This window comes from Kitasatospora sp. NPDC057518 (assembly GCF_042802075.1).
Taxonomy (GTDB): Bacteria; Actinomycetota; Actinomycetes; order Streptomycetales; family Streptomycetaceae; genus Kitasatospora.
Genome location: NZ_JBHVEU010000201.1, coordinates 1 through 15,550 on the forward strand (window position 1 = coordinate 1; position 15,550 = coordinate 15,550).

Annotated in this window: 17 protein-coding genes and 1 pseudogene; 12 read left to right on the forward strand and 6 right to left on the reverse strand. The window is 75.4% G+C overall.

The features are described 5' to 3' along the window. The coding region (locus ACFU7Z_RS21150; protein ID WP_380778842.1) for a hypothetical protein at window positions 1-342 on the reverse strand (342 nt) is incomplete at its 3' end. 299 nt (window positions 343-641) lie between these two features. On the opposite strand from ACFU7Z_RS21150, the gene ACFU7Z_RS21155 reads away from it, so the two are divergent. The 6 genes from ACFU7Z_RS21155 to ACFU7Z_RS21180 all read left to right on the forward strand — a co-directional run bounded on the left by ACFU7Z_RS21155 (window position 642) and on the right by ACFU7Z_RS21180 (window position 7,616). Continuing rightward, window positions 642-1,403 (forward strand): serine/threonine protein kinase, encoded by a 762-nt coding sequence (locus ACFU7Z_RS21155; protein ID WP_380778844.1) that lies wholly within the window; start codon window positions 642-644, stop codon window positions 1,401-1,403. Further along, a complete protein-coding gene (locus tag ACFU7Z_RS21160) occupies window positions 1,400-3,022 on the forward strand; it encodes a serine/threonine-protein kinase (RefSeq protein ID WP_380778846.1) in 1,623 nt (540 codons plus the stop codon). The genes ACFU7Z_RS21155 and ACFU7Z_RS21160 overlap by 4 nt, the downstream gene beginning before the upstream one ends. An 89-nt stretch (window positions 3,023-3,111) precedes the next feature. Then, on the forward strand, window positions 3,112-4,212 hold the full coding sequence (locus ACFU7Z_RS21165; RefSeq protein ID WP_074004922.1) for a calcium:proton antiporter: 1,101 nt from the start codon (window positions 3,112-3,114) through the stop codon (window positions 4,210-4,212). A gap of 498 nt (window positions 4,213-4,710) precedes the next feature. Then, window positions 4,711-6,036 carry a geranylgeranyl reductase family protein gene (locus ACFU7Z_RS21170; protein ID WP_380778848.1) on the forward strand — a complete coding sequence of 442 codons (1,326 nt, stop codon included), beginning with the start codon at window positions 4,711-4,713 and terminating at the stop codon, window positions 6,034-6,036. A gap of 212 nt (window positions 6,037-6,248) precedes the next feature. Further along, window positions 6,249-6,905, forward strand: coding sequence for a TNT domain-containing protein (locus ACFU7Z_RS21175; protein WP_074004920.1), 657 nt, complete (start codon window positions 6,249-6,251; stop codon window positions 6,903-6,905). Window positions 6,906-7,016: 111 nt separating this feature from the next. Next, the gene (locus ACFU7Z_RS21180; protein WP_053112412.1) at window positions 7,017-7,616 is read left to right on the forward strand and encodes a GNAT family N-acetyltransferase; all 600 of its coding nucleotides are present in this window, start codon (window positions 7,017-7,019) and stop codon (window positions 7,614-7,616) included. 35 nt (window positions 7,617-7,651) lie between these two features. Here the strand turns inward: ACFU7Z_RS21180 and ACFU7Z_RS21185 are convergent, their stop codons facing one another. Next, window positions 7,652-8,353 (reverse strand): DUF4328 domain-containing protein, encoded by a 702-nt coding sequence (locus tag ACFU7Z_RS21185; protein WP_380778851.1) that lies wholly within the window; start codon window positions 8,351-8,353, stop codon window positions 7,652-7,654. 310 nt (window positions 8,354-8,663) lie between these two features. On the opposite strand from ACFU7Z_RS21185, the gene ACFU7Z_RS21190 reads away from it, so the two are divergent. From ACFU7Z_RS21190 to ACFU7Z_RS21205, 4 genes are all read left to right on the forward strand, one after another. Then, window positions 8,664-9,140, forward strand: a complete 477-nt coding sequence (locus ACFU7Z_RS21190) for a hypothetical protein (protein ID WP_143204671.1) — start codon at window positions 8,664-8,666, stop codon at window positions 9,138-9,140. A gap of 66 nt (window positions 9,141-9,206) precedes the next feature. After that, entirely contained in the window at window positions 9,207-9,620 is a 414-nt protein-coding gene (locus ACFU7Z_RS21195; protein WP_143204670.1) for a DUF3040 domain-containing protein, read from the forward strand. A gap of 4 nt (window positions 9,621-9,624) precedes the next feature. After that, window positions 9,625-9,921, forward strand: coding sequence for a hypothetical protein (locus ACFU7Z_RS21200; protein ID WP_049660555.1), 297 nt, complete (start codon window positions 9,625-9,627; stop codon window positions 9,919-9,921). Window positions 9,922-9,932: 11 nt separating this feature from the next. Further along, window positions 9,933-10,517, forward strand: coding sequence for a type 1 glutamine amidotransferase domain-containing protein (locus ACFU7Z_RS21205; RefSeq protein ID WP_380778853.1), 585 nt, complete (start codon window positions 9,933-9,935; stop codon window positions 10,515-10,517). A 21-nt stretch (window positions 10,518-10,538) separates the two neighbouring features. On the opposite strand, the gene ACFU7Z_RS21210 is transcribed toward ACFU7Z_RS21205, so the two are convergent. The 3 genes and pseudogenes from ACFU7Z_RS21210 to ACFU7Z_RS21220 form a co-directional block, all read right to left on the reverse strand. Next, window positions 10,539-11,393: a DNA ligase gene (locus ACFU7Z_RS21210; RefSeq protein ID WP_380778861.1), complete on the reverse strand. Its 855-nt coding sequence runs from the start codon at window positions 11,391-11,393 to the stop codon at window positions 10,539-10,541. Window positions 11,394-11,489: 96 nt separating this feature from the next. Next, window positions 11,490-12,359: pseudogene (gene ligD, locus ACFU7Z_RS21215) on the reverse strand (non-homologous end-joining DNA ligase); the annotation flags it as partial. Between the two features lie 118 nt (window positions 12,360-12,477). Beyond that, window positions 12,478-12,912 (reverse strand): VOC family protein, encoded by a 435-nt coding sequence (locus ACFU7Z_RS21220; protein ID WP_380778855.1) that lies wholly within the window; start codon window positions 12,910-12,912, stop codon window positions 12,478-12,480. A 270-nt stretch (window positions 12,913-13,182) separates the two neighbouring features. On the opposite strand from ACFU7Z_RS21220, the gene ACFU7Z_RS21225 reads away from it, so the two are divergent. Beyond that, entirely contained in the window at window positions 13,183-13,617 is a 435-nt protein-coding gene (locus ACFU7Z_RS21225; protein ID WP_234348648.1) for a CBS domain-containing protein, read from the forward strand. Window positions 13,618-13,760: 143 nt separating this feature from the next. Here the strand turns inward: ACFU7Z_RS21225 and ACFU7Z_RS21230 are convergent, their stop codons facing one another. Then, window positions 13,761-14,693 (reverse strand): helix-turn-helix domain-containing protein, encoded by a 933-nt coding sequence (locus ACFU7Z_RS21230; RefSeq protein WP_380778857.1) that lies wholly within the window; start codon window positions 14,691-14,693, stop codon window positions 13,761-13,763. Between the two features lie 151 nt (window positions 14,694-14,844). On the opposite strand from ACFU7Z_RS21230, the gene ACFU7Z_RS21235 reads away from it, so the two are divergent. After that, window positions 14,845-15,429 carry a pyridoxamine 5'-phosphate oxidase family protein gene (locus ACFU7Z_RS21235; protein ID WP_380778859.1) on the forward strand — a complete coding sequence of 195 codons (585 nt, stop codon included), beginning with the start codon at window positions 14,845-14,847 and terminating at the stop codon, window positions 15,427-15,429. Window positions 15,430-15,550: the final 121 nt, after the last annotated feature.

Sequence of the window (15,550 nt, forward strand, 5' to 3'; positions counted from 1 at the left end):
GATCATGCGGGGGGCGCCGGCGGTCACCCGCGGGGTGACCGCCTTGGCGGAGCCGAACCGGACGGTGGTCGCGGAGGCGACCGCCTCCCAGGGGCTGCCCCAGGCGGCCTGGGTGCGGACCTCGACCCGAACCAGCGTCAACTGGCCCGGGTCCGCGCTGACCTGGGCGACGCCGACGATGCCGGCGCCGTCGGCCTGGTGCGAGATGCAGGGCTGGTTGAGCACCGTGGCGCAGAGCGCGGTGTCGGTGTCGGACGTCGCGGTGGCCGCTATGGCCGGGGCCGCCGTCAGGCCGGCGATCCCTGCCGCCGCCATCACCACAGCTGCGATCCGAGCGCGCATGATACGAACCTCCTTGGAAATTAAGGGAATCTCACTCCTTGAGATGAGTCTTGCACACATCGTGAACGTGTTGTGTGTGCGTTGCGTCACACTCATGGTGACCGTTCAACTACATCCTGCAACCATTCCTCATCTGTTCAGAACACGGACAACTCCAGTCCTGACGGATGATCAGTTCATGGGCGGAAAAGGGCGGTTCCTCACCCGTCCGGGTGGCGGGCTTGCCCCTGGGGCGAATAGGACGGATACCATCGACCCCATCCCACGGAGGTATCGACCCGATCCCACGGAGGTGCCGCGTGGACACGGTCATCGTCCAACTGCCCGGCCCCGGGCCCGGGATGAGGCCCGGTGGGGCCCCCGGCCTGCTGCGGATGGGCCCGGGCGAGAGCGCGGTGTTCGGGCGCGGGGAGCCCGGCCGACCGGTCCCCATCCCACTGCCCGACCAGGGCGTCTCCCGCCGGGCGGGGGAGGTGGTCGCGGCCGAGGACTACTGGCGGCTGTCCAACTTCAGCACCTCGGCCACCTACGTGGTGGAGAACCTGGAGGGCGCGGGGGAGCACGTCAAGGTCGCGCCCGGCCGGCTCGGCGCCCCCGTCCCGTTCGAGCTCTCCCGGGTGCTGCTGCCCGCGCTCGGCGAGCCCGCGGCCTTCAAGGTCTTCGCCCCGCAGCACGCCTACCTCGACGGGCGGCCCGGCGGCGCCGACGGCGAGCACACCGTCAGCCCGTTCGCCCTGGACCCGACCGCCAAGTACTTCCTGGTCCTGCTCGCGCTCTGTGAGCCCCGGCTGCGCTCGCCCTCCGCCGCCGCCGTCCCCGGGGTGACCGAGGTGCTCGCCCGGCTGCGCGCCCTGCCCGGCTGCCGCGGGCTGAGCCGCTCGGCGGTCAACTACCACATCGACTACCTGGTGGAGGCCAAGCTGCGGCTGCGCGAGCCGTACGAGGAAGGGCCGGCCGGCGGCAAGCGCGAGGAACTGGTGGCGCTGGCGCTGAAGTTCGACCTCGTCCGGGAGGAGCACCTGGCCCTGCTCCCGCCCCGGCGCGCGGTCGCCCGGCCGTGACGCCCGGCGCCCCGTCCGAGCCGTCGCCGGGGTCCGAGCCGGAGCCGGAGCCGGAGCCGGAGCCGTCGCCGCGGTCCGAGCCCGAGCCGGAGCCGGGTTCCGACCCCGGGCTGTCCGGGGGCCCGTCCTTCGCGGTCCCGGAGGGCTACCCGATCGCCGGCTACCGCCTCGGCGCCTTCCTCGGCGCGGGTGCCTGGGGCAGTGTGTACGCAGCCGAGGGCCCCGACGGGAGCCAGGCCGCCGTCAAGATCCTCGGCGCGGCCCGGTTCGCCCCCGGCCAGCGCCGGACCGTGGCCCGGATGGCCCGCAGCGAACAGCGTTTCAGCCGCCGCGCCGACCACCCCCACCTGATCCGCACCCTCGCCGTGGCCACCGTCGAGGACCCGGACCACCCGGCGCTCGACGGTGCCGTCGCCCTGGTGATGGAACGCGCCGCCGGCAGCCTCCAGGACCTGCTGGGCGAGGCCCGCCCCGGTGCGGCGGTGCCCGGCGCCGAGCGGATCCTGGCCGAGGTCTGCGCCGGGCTGAGCCACATGCACCGGGTCGGCTGGGTGCACGGGGACCTCAAACCGGCCAATGTCCTGCTGATGCCCGACGGCACCGCGAAGATCGCCGACTTCGGCCTCACCGCCGAGCTGGAGGGCACCCACGCCTACGCCCCGCCGCTGGGCTCGCCCGACCACGTCCCGCCCGAGTGGTGGTCCGAGCGCACCGGCGCCCGCGGCATCGCGGTGCGTCCGAGTGCCGACGTCTGGGCCTTCGGGGTGATCGCCCACCAGGTGCTCACCGGCGGCCTGCACCCCTTCCTCGGCGCCACCAGCCGGGCCCGCTCGCTGGCCGCCCAGGCGTACGCGCGGGGCGCCGCGCCGCTGCGGCTGCACGAGGCGCTGCCGGTGCGCTGGCGGCCGGTGGTCGCCGCCTGCCTCGCCCCCGGGCGGGAGGAGCGGACCCGGACCGGGCCGGCCGGGCTGGCGGCCCTGGTCGCCCGGGCCGCCGCCGTTCCGGGCCGGGGCCGTCGGGCCGCTGTCCGGGTCGCCGTCCAGGCCGCCGTCCGGTCCGGCGCGGGCCTGCTCGCCTGCGGGCTCGCCGTCCTCGTCCTGGCCGGTGGCCCGGAGTCCGGCGGTCCGGGCGCGGCTGAGCGCGCGGCGCCCCCGCCGCCCGGCGCGATCCCGGCCGGATCGGACGTCCCGGTGGCCTATCGGGGCATGATCGAGACCGCGGCGCGGCGCTGCCCCGAGCCGGAGGTCACCCCGGTGCTGCTGGCCGCCATGCTGAAGGCCGAGAGCGGCTTCGACCCGAAGGCCGCCCGCCCGGAGACCGGCGAGTACGGCATCGCCCTGTGGACGCCCTCCGTCTTCGAGGCCTGGGGCAAGGCCGCCACCCACGCCGGTCCGAAGTCGTACTGGGACCCGGGCGACGCGATCGCCGCGATGGGCAACTACGCCTGCTGGCTCGACCAGCAGATAAAGCGCCACGGCTTCACCCACGACCTGCCCGCCCTGGTCGCGGCGGCCTACCGGACCAGCGACAAGACCGTGGCGACCGCCGGGGGCGTCCCGGAACGGCTTCGGCGACATGTCGACAAAGTGCTTCAGTACCTTCATGGCTACGGTGGGTGACTGCCGAATTGGGATGAGTTATGCCACATCCCTATGTATCCGGCGCGGGCACCCGGGTGACGGACCTCCGGTCTGGGATCCTCGGCGGCATGATCACGAAGCTCCGCGCGGCTCTCGCGCAATGGACCGTCGTCGTCCCGGTGGTGTCGTTCCTCGTCCTCGCCCTGACCTGGCACAAGGAACTCCCCGGCTGGGTGGTGGCGGTGGTCGCCTGCTTCCTGGTGGGCGCCGTGCTGTCGGCCGTGCACCACGCGGAGGTGATCGCGCACTGGTCGGGGGAGCCCTTCGGGTCACTGGTCCTCGCCGTGGCGGTCACCGTGATCGAGGTCGCGCTGATCGTGACGCTGATGGCCGACGGCGGGGACAAGTCCTCCACCCTGGCCCGGGACACCGTCTTCGCCGCCGTGATGATCACCTGCAACGGCATCCTCGGACTGTCCATCCTGGTCGCCGCCGTCAAGTACCGGACCGCCGTCTTCAACGCCGAGGGCACCGGCGCCGCGCTGGCCTGCATCGCCACCCTCGCGACCCTCAGCCTGGTACTGCCGACCTTCACCACCAGCTCGCCCGGCCCCCAGTTCTCGACCACCCAGCTCACCTTCGCGGCCACCGCCTCGCTGGTGGTCTACGGCCTGTTCGTGGCCACCCAGACCGTCCGGCACCGCGACTACTTCCTGCCCGTCACCCCCGAGGGCCGGGTGCTGGCCGAGGAGGAGCACGCCTCCCCGCCCACCCTCCGGGCCGCCGGGATCAGCCTGCTGCTGCTCGCCGTCGCCCTGGTGGCGGTGGTGGGCCTGGCCAAGGGCGTGTCGCCGACCATCGAGAAGGCGGTGGACGACGCCGGGCTGCCGCACGCCGTGGTCGGCGTCGTGATCGCCATGATGGTGCTGCTGCCGGAGACCATCGCGGCGCTGCGCGCGGCCGTCCGCAACCGGGTGCAGACCAGCCTCAACCTCGCCCTCGGCTCGGCGCTCGCCAGCATCGGCCTGACCATCCCGGCGGTCGCGATCGCCTCCACCTGGCTCTCCGGCCCGCTCGTCCTCGGCCTCGACCCGGCACACATGGTGCTGCTGAGCCTGACCATCGTGCTGCTCACCCTCACCGTCATCCCGCGCCGGGCGACCCCGCTGCAGGGCGCGGTGCACCTGGCGGTGCTGGCGGGGTACGTGGTGCTGGCGCTGAACCCGTGAGGGCCCGCCGGCCGTAGTCGACAGTGGAAGCCCCTGCCACGTTCCCCCGTGCGGTCAGGGGCTTCCGCCGTTCCCGGGGCCGGGTCGGGTGGTGCCAGTGGTGCCAGTGGTGTCAATGGGATCAGTGGGACTGGTGGTGAACCCGGGAGGCGGTGCCGGCCGTGGTACCGGATGAGGGCCCCGGTCCGCCCCCGTGGTCGGGGCCCTCGTCGAACCCGGCGCGACCGCCGTTGATCCCCCCCCGAGGGGTCCGCGCCGCGGAACGACGGAGAGCCCCTGGTCCCGCTGCTGCTCGCGGGCCGGGGGCTCGGTTGCGTCCGGGCCCCCGGCGTGGCGGGTGGACCCGTACGGCAGGGGTGGCCGGTATTGGCCGGTTCGCGGGGCGGCCTGCGTGTCGGGGCGGCGGGCGGGCGCCGGGGTTCTCTATCGTCCGTCCGGAACCGCCCAGTCCGAGGACTCCGTCGCGCGGACAGCCGATCCGACCCGTGGGAGAGTGCGATGCCCGGCCCAGAGCAGACCGTCCGGCCCGAGGAGACCGTCAGTGGCGGGGAGGCCGTCCAGGACGGGGGGAGCGCCGACGTCATCGTGGTCGGCGCCGGACCGGCCGGCTCCACCGCCGCCGCCCACCTCGCCTGGACCGGACTGGACGTCCTGCTGCTGGAGAAGTCCGCCTTCCCGCGCGAGAAGGTCTGCGGGGACGGCCTCACCCCGCGCGCCGTCAAGCAGTTGACCGACCTCGGCATCGACGTCTCCGAGGAGGCCGGCTGGCTGCACAACCGGGGCCTGCGGCTGATCTCCGGGCACCGCTCGGTGGAGTTCGACTGGCCCGAGCTCTCCGCCTACCCCGGGTACGGACTGGTCCGGCGCCGCGCCGACTTCGACGAACTGCTCGCCCGCAAGGCCGCCTCGCTCGGAGCCCGGGTGGTCGAACGCGCCAATGTGACGGGCCCGACGCTGGACGAGCGGACCGGCCGGATCACCGGCGTCACCGCCAAGCTGGGCGAGGAGCGCCGGCCGGTCGCCTACCGGGCCCCGGTCGTGGTCGCCGCCGACGGCAACTCCACCCGGCTGTCGGTGGCGATGCGGCGCTACCGCCGCACCGACCGCGCGATGGGCGTCGCCTACCGGACGTACTTCACCACCCCGAGGCACGACGACCGCTACCTGGAGGTCTGGCTCGACCTGCGCGACCCCGACGACCGGGCCCGGCGCCAGTTGCCCGGCTACGCCTGGGTGTTCGGCATGGGCGACGGCACCGCCAACGTCGGCCTCGGGGTCCTGGACACCGCCGGGACCGAGGCGGACTGGCGGGAGGTGCTGCGGCGCTGGTGCGACGGCCTGCCCCCGGAGTACGGCTACACCCCCGACGCGGTCACCGAGCCGATCCGCGGCGCCGCCCTGCCGATGGGCCTCAACCGCGCGCCCCACTACGCCGACGGCCTGCTGCTGATCGGCGACGCGGGCGGGACGGTCAGCCCGGGCACCGGCGAGGGCATCGCCTACGCGATGGAGTCCGGCCGCTACGCCGCCGAGACCATCGTCCAGGCCCTCGCCCGCCGCACCGACCGCGGTCGCGAACTCGCCCTGCGTGCCTACCCGCAGGCGCTGCGCTCCGCCTACGCGGGCTACTTCGCGCTCGGCCGCCTGGCCGCCGACATGCTGGGCCGCCCGAAGCTGCGCGGCGCGGCCGGGGCGGCCGGGCTCGGCCACCCGGCGCTGCTGAAGGCGGCGTTCCGGCTGATGGCCAACCTGACCGAGCCGAACTCCAAGGACGCCCTCGACCGGCTGCTCCACCTGCTCGGGCGGGTCGCCCCGGGGAAGTGACCCGGGCGCGCCGGACCGCTCATCCTCGCGGACGGGCGGTCCCGGTGTCCCGGCTTTGGCCGAATCCGCTGAGTCGAACGCGCAGTCGCACGGATCATGTTGACGAATGATCAGATGATCCGATTGCCTGGTGTCGAACCAGCCACAGAGGGTGAGCAGAACGCTCCTCCGTGGCTCCTTTTTCGACCGCTGACCCGTTCGACGGAGACACCGTGCGCCTTCGCCTTCGCCTGCTCGTCGCGCCGCTCGCCGCGGCCGCCGCCCTCACCGCCGTGACCGTCCCCGCCGCCGTCGCGGCCCCGGCGGCCACCCCCGCCGACCAGTGCTCCGCCGCCTTCCGCCACGACGACGCCCGCCTCGGCCCGGCCGACCTCCCGACCGCCGGGCCGGTCGGCCGCCAGCTCGTCGGCTACCAGCGCACCGGCGGCGCGGGCGAGCAGGACTTCCTGGCCAAGTACTACGACCCGGCCGGCAACGGCGGCAAGGGCGGCTGGATATACCCGCCGGCCGACGGCTACGTCACCCTGCCCGACGGCAGCCCGATCGAGTTCGACCTCACCCTCTACCCGAACCAGAACATCGACCGCTACGGCAGCGAGTACGGCGCCTACCTCGCCCCCGAGGGCCTGCCCTACGCCAGCCGCGCGCTCCCGCCGCAGAGCCTGGACGGCACCCCGCCGGCCGCCTGCAACTACCACGACTACAAGGTGGTCAAGGCCTTCACGGTGCACGCCGGCCCGATCGCTCCCTGGTTCAACCAGCCCGGCTGGGGCCTCCAGTACCAGCTCGACGCCACCCTGCTGCCCGGCGGCCCGGCCAAGCTGAACGTGCTCTGGCTGGTGGAGAACGGCTACCTGGCCCGGATCTGACCGCGCCCCGTCCGCCCGCCCGCTCCGTCCACGAGGGCGGAGCGGGCGGGCGAAGTCGGGCACCGGAATATTCGCTGGCGGGCCCCCGGGAGCGGGGGATAGGAAGACGGGATGACCATCAGCGATCCCGGCACCGCCCAGCGGCTGTTCCGCCCCACCGTCCTCGACCTCGGCGACGCCGTGCTGCGCCCGTGGGGGCCCGGCCTCGACGTGTCCGGCGGAATCGTGCCCGCCCTGCTCGCCGCCGCGGCGGACCCTGCCGTCGCCCGCTGGAACCCGCTCAGCGCCACCGGCCCGGTCGACCCGCAGGCCTACCTGGAGCGCTGCGAGGCAGGCTGGGCCGACGGCAGCGCGGCCTCCTTCGCCGTGATCGACGCCGCCGACGGCAGCCTCTGCGGCAACGCCTACCTGGGGTGGAGCAACCGGGACGACGGCGTGGCCATGGTCGGCTACTGGCTGCTCGCCGCGGCCCGCGGCCGGGGCCTGGCCACCCGGGCCACCACCGCCGTCACCCGCTGGGCGGTGGAGCACGCCGGCGCCCGCCGGATCGAGCTCTACCACGCCGTGGGCAACGAGGCCTCCTGCCGGGTCGCCGAGCGGGCCGCCTTCCCGTACGAGGGCACCCTGCGCGCCTCCTACACCTACGGCGGGGGCGTCTACACGGACGAGCACCTGCACGCCCGGCTGGCCTCGGACCCGTTCACGGACTGAGCGCCCGCCCGCGGGCCCGCGGCCGGCGGAACGGCTCAGCCCCGGACGGTCCCGCCGCGGACCGCGTACGCGTGGGCGGTGGACTCGGCGAAGCGCTCCTCCTGCATGGCCGTCAGCCGCTGGACGACCAGGACGGCGAGGACGGCGGCGACCACCTCCAGCACGTCGGAGACCAGCAGCCAGCCGAGGGCGGTCTGGTAGTCGTCCGGGTACTTCGCCGAGTTCAGGTAGTTGGCGCCGAACCGGCCGGTCGCGTTGGCCAGCCAGAAGGTGGCCCACCAGAGGTTGACCAGCGGCTGGGGGTGCGGCAGGCGCACCCCGGAGGCGTCCGGCCGGGCGCTGGCCGTCCAGGTGTCGACCGTGATCCGGAACGGGAACCAGAGGGCGACCACGGGGGTGAACCAGCCGCCGATCGCCCAGCCGCGCTTGAACCGGTGCCCGCTCGGGTCGAAGACCTCCGCGTTCACCCGCACCCGGTGGAACCAGGTGATGAAGGCGACCGCCGAGGCCAGCAGGGTGAGCGTCTGGACCAGGCTGACGTTGTCGTAGAGCAGGGCCGCGTCCGTCAGCGCGGACTCGTCGGCCAGGTCGGAGTCGGCGGCGAACTCCCCCGCCTCCCCGTACAGGCGGAAGCCCGCGGCGAGCGAGGCGAGGGTCGCGGTGCCGCACACGGCGAGCAGGACGGTGGCGGCGGTGGAGCTGGGTCTGGGCGAGCGGTACAGGGCGGGCGAAGGCATCGGGGACGGACTCCTGGACTGGACCAATGTGACGGGGCGACACCCTAGGGCCTGCGGCCCACCCCGGACCAGCGGCTTTTCGCGGACCGCACCGCACGACGGGCCCCGGCGCGCGGCCGTCGTCCCCGCCCCGGCCCCGGCCGGCGCTCCGGAGCGCCGGCGCACGCGCGGAGCGGCGGTCCGGGCGGCGCGAACCGACGGCCGCGCGGCCCCCCGCCGTGGCTCCTTGCCACGGCCCCCCGCCGCGGATCCACGGGGCGCAGGCTGCGCGCGCGGCGGGGGAGCGACCTAACCTGGAGGAGAGCGTTCGGTGCGTCGCCCGCGAACGGAAGCGGTGGTCATGACGGTGGTCTCGGCGGCTCTCTTCGGTACCGACTGGTGGCAGCCCGCGCTGCCCGGCGGTGCCGAGTTGCTGCGCGAGTGCGCGGTACGGGGCTGGACGGTCGTGCTGACCGGCCCCGGGCCGGCCGGGGCTCCGGCTCTGGCCGTGGCCGACCCCGGGGGCGACCCGGTGCGGGCCGCGCTGGACCTGGTGGACGGCAGGCCCTCGCACGCCGTGGCCGTCGCCGGGAGTGTGCGCGAGGTCCGGGCGGCGCGGCGGGCCGGGGTGCCGTGCGTCGCCCTGGCGGCCGGCCGGGACACCGGCCCCGAGCTGCGGGCGGCGGGCGCGGCCGAGGTCCACCGCGACGCCGCCGCCCTGTTGAGCGTCCTGGACGACAGCCTGCTCGCCCGCCCCCGGGCGTTCGGGCCCGTCGGCGCCGGAACAGGCGGTGCCCGGAACGGTTAGCGCGAGCCCGTACCGGGCAACCGCCCGGGTGCGAGCACGTCACCCGAAGTGTCGGAGGTGACCGAGATGGACGGACCCGCGTTGAGCGGATGGGAGCGGCGGCTCCTCGAGGAGATCGAGTCCGATCTGCGCCAGGACACACGGCTCGACCGGAAGCTGAGCACCATGGGCGCCGAGCCGCCGAGCCGGGTCCGGGGCGTGCTCCGCGGCATCGGGCGCAGGTTCTCGGCGGGGGTCGTGCTGACCGCGCTGGTGATGACGATGATCTGCCTCGGCGTCGGCCTGCGGACCCCGGCCACCGCCGTACTGGTCGCGCTCGGCGTGGTCTGGGCGGCCACCGTGGCGGCCGCGTTCGCCGCCTCCGAGCTGCTGCGCCGCCGCCGCGCCGGCCGCGGCGGCACCGAAGCGGTGGACCCGGCGGAGGTCCGGGAGCGCCGGGAGCGCCGCGAACGGCGGCCCTGGGACCGTCCGGAGGCGTGACACCATGACCACCGACCTGTGGGAGTACCGCCCGGGCTCCCATCCCGCCGCCGACCTCACGCTGGTCGGGTACGAGGTGCTCGCCACCGACGGCCCGGTCGGCCGGGTCGAACAGGACGCCGGGGACCACCTGCTGGTCGACGCCGAACCCTGGGTGCCCGGCACCCGGGTGCTCGTCCCGGCCGGGCTGGTCGCCCGGCTCGACCACCTCGACCGCGCCGTCCACCTCGACTGCCCGCGCGCCAGGCTCAGCTCCGCCCCGCCCGCGGCCGTCGACCTGACCGCCCCGCACCCGCGCTGAGCGACCACGCCATGGGCTGGCCGTCCACCACGCTCACCGGACGCGTGATCGCCTTCCTGGTCGCGCCGTACGGGGCCGAACAGGTCGAACTGACCGACCCCTGGCAGGCCGTCGCCGAGTCCGGCGGCACCCCGCGGCTGCTGTCCACCGCCGAGGGCCGGGTCCGCACCGTCCGCCACCACGCCGAGGGCGACACCTTCGCCGTGGACGCCCTGGTCGCCGAGGCCGACGCGGCGGCCTACGACGGGCTGGTCCTCCCCGGCGGCGTCGCCAACCCCGACCGGCTGCGCCTGGACCGCCCGGCGGTCGCCTTCGTGCACGCCTACTGCGCCGCCGGCCGTCCGGTCGCGGCGATCTGCCACGCGGCCTGGACGCTCATCGAGGCCGACGCCGTCCGCGGCCGCACCCTCACCTCCTGGCCCAGCCTGCGCACCGACCTGGTCAACGCCGGCGCCCACTGGGTGGACGAGCCGGTCCACGTCTGCCACGACGGCCCCGGCCCGCTCGTCACCAGCCGCAAGCCGGGCGACCTGCCGCTGTTCGACGACGCCTTCGTGACGGAGTTCGCCCACGCGGCGGCGAAACGGAGGCGGTGAGCAAGGGGAGCGAGGGCGGGGTCAGTCGCCGCGGAGGCGGAGGAAGGTGGCGGACGGCGGGCGGCCGGTGAGGGTGAACTCGGCGCGGAGCGGGGCGGTCAGCGGGTGGACCGGGCCGTGGTCCGGGTCGGTGGCGGGCGGGCCGAGCAGGGGGCGGGCGAGCTCGGCGACCTCGCGGGACTGGACCGGGGTGAGCCTCGGGGTGGTCAGGAACACCCGGCCGTCGTCCAGCTGGAGGATCAGCGCGTGCGGGTGGGCGGCCGGGCCGGTGACGGCGCGGACGGTGGCGTCGAGGGTGTCGCCGCGGCGGTACTTGACCCAGACCCGGCCCGCGCCGCGCGGGCGGTACGGGGCCGCCGCGGCCTTGCAGACCAGTCCCTCCACCCCGGTGTCGGCGAGCCGCTCCGTCCACTCCAGCGCCTCCGCCCGGTCGGTGGTGGCCATGACCGGCCGGATCGGCGGTGGGACGTCGGCGAGGGCGGCGAGCAGCAGCCGGCGGCGGTCGGTGAGCGGCAGGGCGCGTACGTCGCGGCCGGGCAGCGCCAGCAGGTCGAAGGCGATCAGGCCGAGCGCGACCCCGGTGGCGGCGGCGCGGGCCCGGCGGGTGCGCAGCAACTCGCCGAAGGCGAACCGGCCGTCGCGCCAGGCGACCAGCTCGGCGTCCAGCACCAGGCCCTCCGGCAGCCGGGCGACGGCGGCGGCGATCGGGGGGAACTCGGGGGCGAGGTCGCGGCCGCCGCGGGACTGGAGGCACGCGGGCCGCCCGCCCCGGGCGAAGGCGACGCAGCGGAAGCCGTCCAGCTTCAGCTCGTACTGCACGCCCCCGCCGCCCAGGCCGTCGGCGGGCGGGACGGCGGCCACGGCGGTCGGGCGCATCACCTCGACGGGCGGGTGCAGCACCTGGGCCGGCCGCGCTCCTTCCGCCCGCCTGGTCGGTGGTGACCCCGTCGGCGGTGGCGCCGCCGGTGCGCCGGGCAGCGGCCGGGCCCGCTCCGGGTCCAGCAGCGGGGCGAGCAGGTCGCCGTGGGCGGCCAGCCGGTCGGGCACCTCGGCGAGGGTGAAGACCAGGTCCCGCTCGTCGGCGGCCCGTTCCAGCTCCGCCCAGGCCAGCGGGGTGGAGACGGTCGGCAGCGGCCTGGCCCGCAGGGTGTACGGCGCGGCGGTGGTCTTCTTGGCGTTGTTCTGCGACCAGTCGACCAGCACCCGGCCCCGGCGGCGGGCCTTGGCCATGGTGTGCACCACCAGCTCCGGGTGCTCGGCCTCCAGGGCGGCGGCCAGCGCCTTCGCGTACCCGGAGACCCGGGCGCTCGGCGCGGGCTCGATCGGGACCAGCAGGTGCAGGCCCTTGGAGCCGGAGGTCTTCACCCAGGCCGCCAGGCCGTCCGCCGCGAGCCGCTCGCGCAGCAGCAGCGCGACCGTGCGGCAGGTGAGCACGTCGGCGCCCTCGCCGGGGTCCAGGTCCAGCACCAGCCGGTCGGCGAGGGCGGGTCGGGCCGCGTGCCACTGCGGGACGTGCAGTTCCAGGCAGCCCAGGTTGGCGACCGCCAGCAGCGCCGCGCCGCTCTCCAGCACCACCTGGCGCAGCTCGCCGGTGTTGCTCGGCACGTCGACCGTGCGCACCCACTCCGGGGTGCCGGGCGGCGGGTTCTTGGCGACGAACACCTCCGCCTCGACGCCGTCCGGGCAGCGGAGGAAGGAGACCGGACGGTCGCGCAGGTGCGGGAGCAGCGCGGCATGCACGGCGGCGTAGTAGCGCAGCACCTCGCCCTTGGGCGTGCCGGTGCGCGGGTAGTACACCTTGTCGAGGTGGGAGAGGGCGAGGGTGTGCCCGTCCACCGTCATCTGCGGCACGGTCCGCCTCCGATGCCTCCGGTGGGGTGGCCCCGCTGTCAGTCTGCCCCGGTCCGGCGGCCACCGCCTCGGCGCCGCCGCTCCGGGCCGTCCGTGACCGCGGACCGCCTCACCCCCGTGGGCGGACGGCCGGCCGGGGCGCGCCCGGGTAGGTGCCGAAGTACCAGCGGTTGCCCTCCGGGTCGGCGGCGGCGAAGTCGCGCGAGCCGTAGTCGGTCTCGTACAGCCCGGTGATGATCCGGGCCCCGGCGGCCACCGCGCGGGCGTGCACGCCGTCCGGGTCGGCGGTGACCACGTACGCGGTGAAGCCGCCCGGCCGGCCCGGCCACGGTTCGGCGTCCTCGGGTGTCGGACGGTCGGAGCCGAGCATCACGCCGCCGCCCTCGGGCCAGGCGAGTTCGGCGTGCGCGACGAACTCGCCCTCGCCGTAGGCGACGACCTCCTGGAAGCCGAAGGCGTCGACCAGGAAGCGGATCAGGGCCCGGGCGTCGGTGGCGCGCAGGTTGGGCCAGACCTGCGGGGCGGGGGTCTCGGTGGTGTCCATGGCTCGCTCACTCCTCGGGAGGTGCGGGTGGCCGGGCCGGTGGCCGGGCCGGTCTTGCTCTCCTCCACTCTGCGGCCGCGCCCCGGGCCCCGCCTCGAAGGTCGCGCGGACTCGCCCGCTCTGGCTGCGCGGGGTCGCGGGCGGAGGCGGGGTTGCTTATGGTGAGGGCGCGGTCACAGCCCCCTTCCGCCCCGACGGCGGGAGCCCGGGAGCACCGCCGGGGGGATGCGGGGGGATCCGGCGGGGGGAACCACCGACGAAGGAGTCCCCGTGACCAAAGCCCGAGACATCATGCACACCGGTGCCCAGTGCATCGGCGCCCACCAGACGCTCGCCGAGGCCGCGCGGATGATGCGCGACAAGCACGTGGGCGCGCTGCCGATCTGCGGCGACGACCAGAAGCTCAAGGGCATCATCACCGACCGCGACATCGTGCTGCGATGTATCGCGGAGGGCAAGGACCCGGCCACGATGACGGCCATCGAACTGGGCGGCCACCTGCACTGCGTACGCGCCGAGGACAGCATGGAGACGGTGCTGCGCAAGATGGAGCAGCACCAGATCCGGCGCATCCCGGTGATCGACGGGGACCGGCTGGTGGGCATGATCAGCGAGGCCGACCTGGCGATGGGCCACCGCGAAGGCCAGCGGCTGACCGATCAGCAGATCATCGAATTCATGGACAGCGTGTACCTGAAGCACTGACCGGCTGACACCCCGCCCGGCCCGCCTCGCCCCATTTCCGCCCCGCCCCGCCCGCTCCGGTGACCGGCCGGCCCCCCGTACCGGCCGGGCCCTTCGAGCGTGCCGGGTGGGGCAGCGGTGCGTCTTGTACGAATGCGCACGCCTCAGCTCCCGGAACCCCCTGGGTCCAGGACGGTGCTGGTCACCCGCCCGCTGACCCGGTCGGTGACCCGCTCGGCGGGCCCGGGCAGGGCGGCGGCGGTGCGCCGGGCGGCCAGGAACGCGCGCGGCGAGCAGCCGACCATGGCGCGGAAGGTCCGGTCGAGGTGGGACTGGTCGTAGTAGCCGCAGCGCGTGGCCAGGTCGGCGCCGGTGGGCCGGTGCCCGGAGCGGTGGTCCTCGGAGGGGTGGTCCTCGTGCGCGGTCAGGGCGTTGAGGGTGCGCTGGAGCCGGAGGATGCCGGCCGCCTGCTTGGGGGCCAGCCCGAGGTGCTCGCGGAAGCGCAGCTCCAGTCGGCGGCGGCTCCACCCGGTGCCCTCGACCAGGGTGCCGATCGGCACCAGCCCGTGCGAGTGCCGCAGTTGCCGCCAGACCCAGTGCACGGACGGGTCCCAGTCCGGCCCGTACGCGAACAGCGCGCCGAAGTACCCGTCCAGCATGGCGAACCGGGCCGGCCAGCTCGGCGCGTGGGCCAGCCGGTCGGTCAGCGCCCGCAGCCGCGGGCCCAGGACGTCCCCGGCCTCGGCCCAGTGCCCGCCGAGCTCGCCGGCCAGCGGCCCGAACGCCCGGAACGCGCCCTGCGGGGTGAGCGAGACGGCCAACCCGTGCAGCGCGCCCGCGTGTTCGGCGACCGTCGCGGTGCGGCGCAGCCCGGCGGCGACCGAGCCGAAGGAGGCCGCGGCCGCGGGGGAGACGGCGTCGGTGAGGCTCATGGTGCCCTCGAAGGCGAGCGCCACGGTGACCACGTCCGTCGGCACCTCCAGCCGTCGGAGCGGCTGCCGCAGCGCCAGCCGGTAGCCCCGGTAGCCGAGCACGTACCCGCGCAGCGGCGCGGCCGGCGCGCCGAGGACCGTCCCGGGAGGGGTGTTCCGGATCATCGCAACTCCCCAGCTCGGTCCGGCGGGTGACACGCGCACGGGCCATCGTAGGCGGCACCGCCCGGCCCCCGGGAGGGCCCGGGCGGTGCGGGGCGTCTCAGGAAGCGGAATCCGGTTTCTTGCCAGCCGAGATGGGGGCAGACTGGCGGGCATGGGAAAGCAGTACGAAGCCATCGACGGTCGGCTGCGCCGGTTCATCGAGCGCCAGCCGGTCTACTTCGTGGCCACCGCCCCGCTGGCCGCCGACGGGCACGTCAACCTCTCGCCCAAGGGCCGGTCCGGGACGCTCGCGGTGATCGACGAACTCACCCTCGCCTACCTGGATGTCGGCGGCTCGCAGGCCGAGACCGTCGCCCATCTGCGGGAGAACGGCCGGATCACCCTGATGTGGTGCGCCTTCGAGGGCCCGCCGACCGTGGTGCGGGTGCACGGGCGCGGGGAGCCGGTGTTCCGGGACGACCCGCGGTTCGCCGAACTGCTCGGCCACTTCGACCCGTCCGCCGACGGATCCGGGCTGCGGGCGATCGTGCTGGTCCGGGCGGAGCGGGTCAGCGACTCCTGCGGGTACGCGGTGCCGTTCATGGACTACCGGGCCGACCGCGACCTGCACGCCCAGTACTTCGACCGGAAGGACGAGGAGGAGTTCGGCGCCTACTGCGAGCGCAAGCCGCTGGTCGGCAGCAGCATCGACGGGCTGCCGGCCGTTCCGCTGCCGCTCCCGCCCCGGCCGTCCTGACCGGCCCGTTCCACCGGGGTGGCCGGGATCCGGGGGCCGAGGGGCCGGGAGCCGAGGGGTCGGGATCCGGGGCTCCGGCCGGGAACGCGACGAGGCCGCCGCGCCCCGGGTGGGGTGCGGC

Excerpts from the sequence above, each read along its gene's own strand:
- ACFU7Z_RS21165 (WP_074004922.1), top strand. The coding sequence starts at position 3,112 with ATGATCACGAAGCTCCGCGCGGCTCTCGCGCAATGGACCGTCGTCGTC.
- ACFU7Z_RS21170 (WP_380778848.1), top strand. The coding sequence starts at position 4,711 with ATGCCCGGCCCAGAGCAGACCGTCCGGCCCGAGGAGACCGTCAGTGGC.
- ACFU7Z_RS21180 (WP_053112412.1), top strand. The coding sequence starts at position 7,017 with ATGACCATCAGCGATCCCGGCACCGCCCAGCGGCTGTTCCGCCCCACC.
- ACFU7Z_RS21185 (WP_380778851.1), bottom strand. The coding sequence starts at position 8,353 with ATGCCTTCGCCCGCCCTGTACCGCTCGCCCAGACCCAGCTCCACCGCC.
- ACFU7Z_RS21195 (WP_143204670.1), top strand. The coding sequence starts at position 9,207 with ATGGACGGACCCGCGTTGAGCGGATGGGAGCGGCGGCTCCTCGAGGAG.
- ACFU7Z_RS21200 (WP_049660555.1), top strand. The coding sequence starts at position 9,625 with ATGACCACCGACCTGTGGGAGTACCGCCCGGGCTCCCATCCCGCCGCC.
- ACFU7Z_RS21205 (WP_380778853.1), top strand. The coding sequence starts at position 9,933 with ATGGGCTGGCCGTCCACCACGCTCACCGGACGCGTGATCGCCTTCCTG.
- ACFU7Z_RS21210 (WP_380778861.1), bottom strand. The coding sequence starts at position 11,393 with ATGCGCCCGACCGCCGTGGCCGCCGTCCCGCCCGCCGACGGCCTGGGC.
- ACFU7Z_RS21220 (WP_380778855.1), bottom strand. The coding sequence starts at position 12,912 with ATGGACACCACCGAGACCCCCGCCCCGCAGGTCTGGCCCAACCTGCGC.
- ACFU7Z_RS21230 (WP_380778857.1), bottom strand. The coding sequence starts at position 14,693 with ATGATCCGGAACACCCCTCCCGGGACGGTCCTCGGCGCGCCGGCCGCG.
- ACFU7Z_RS21235 (WP_380778859.1), top strand. The coding sequence starts at position 14,845 with ATGGGAAAGCAGTACGAAGCCATCGACGGTCGGCTGCGCCGGTTCATC.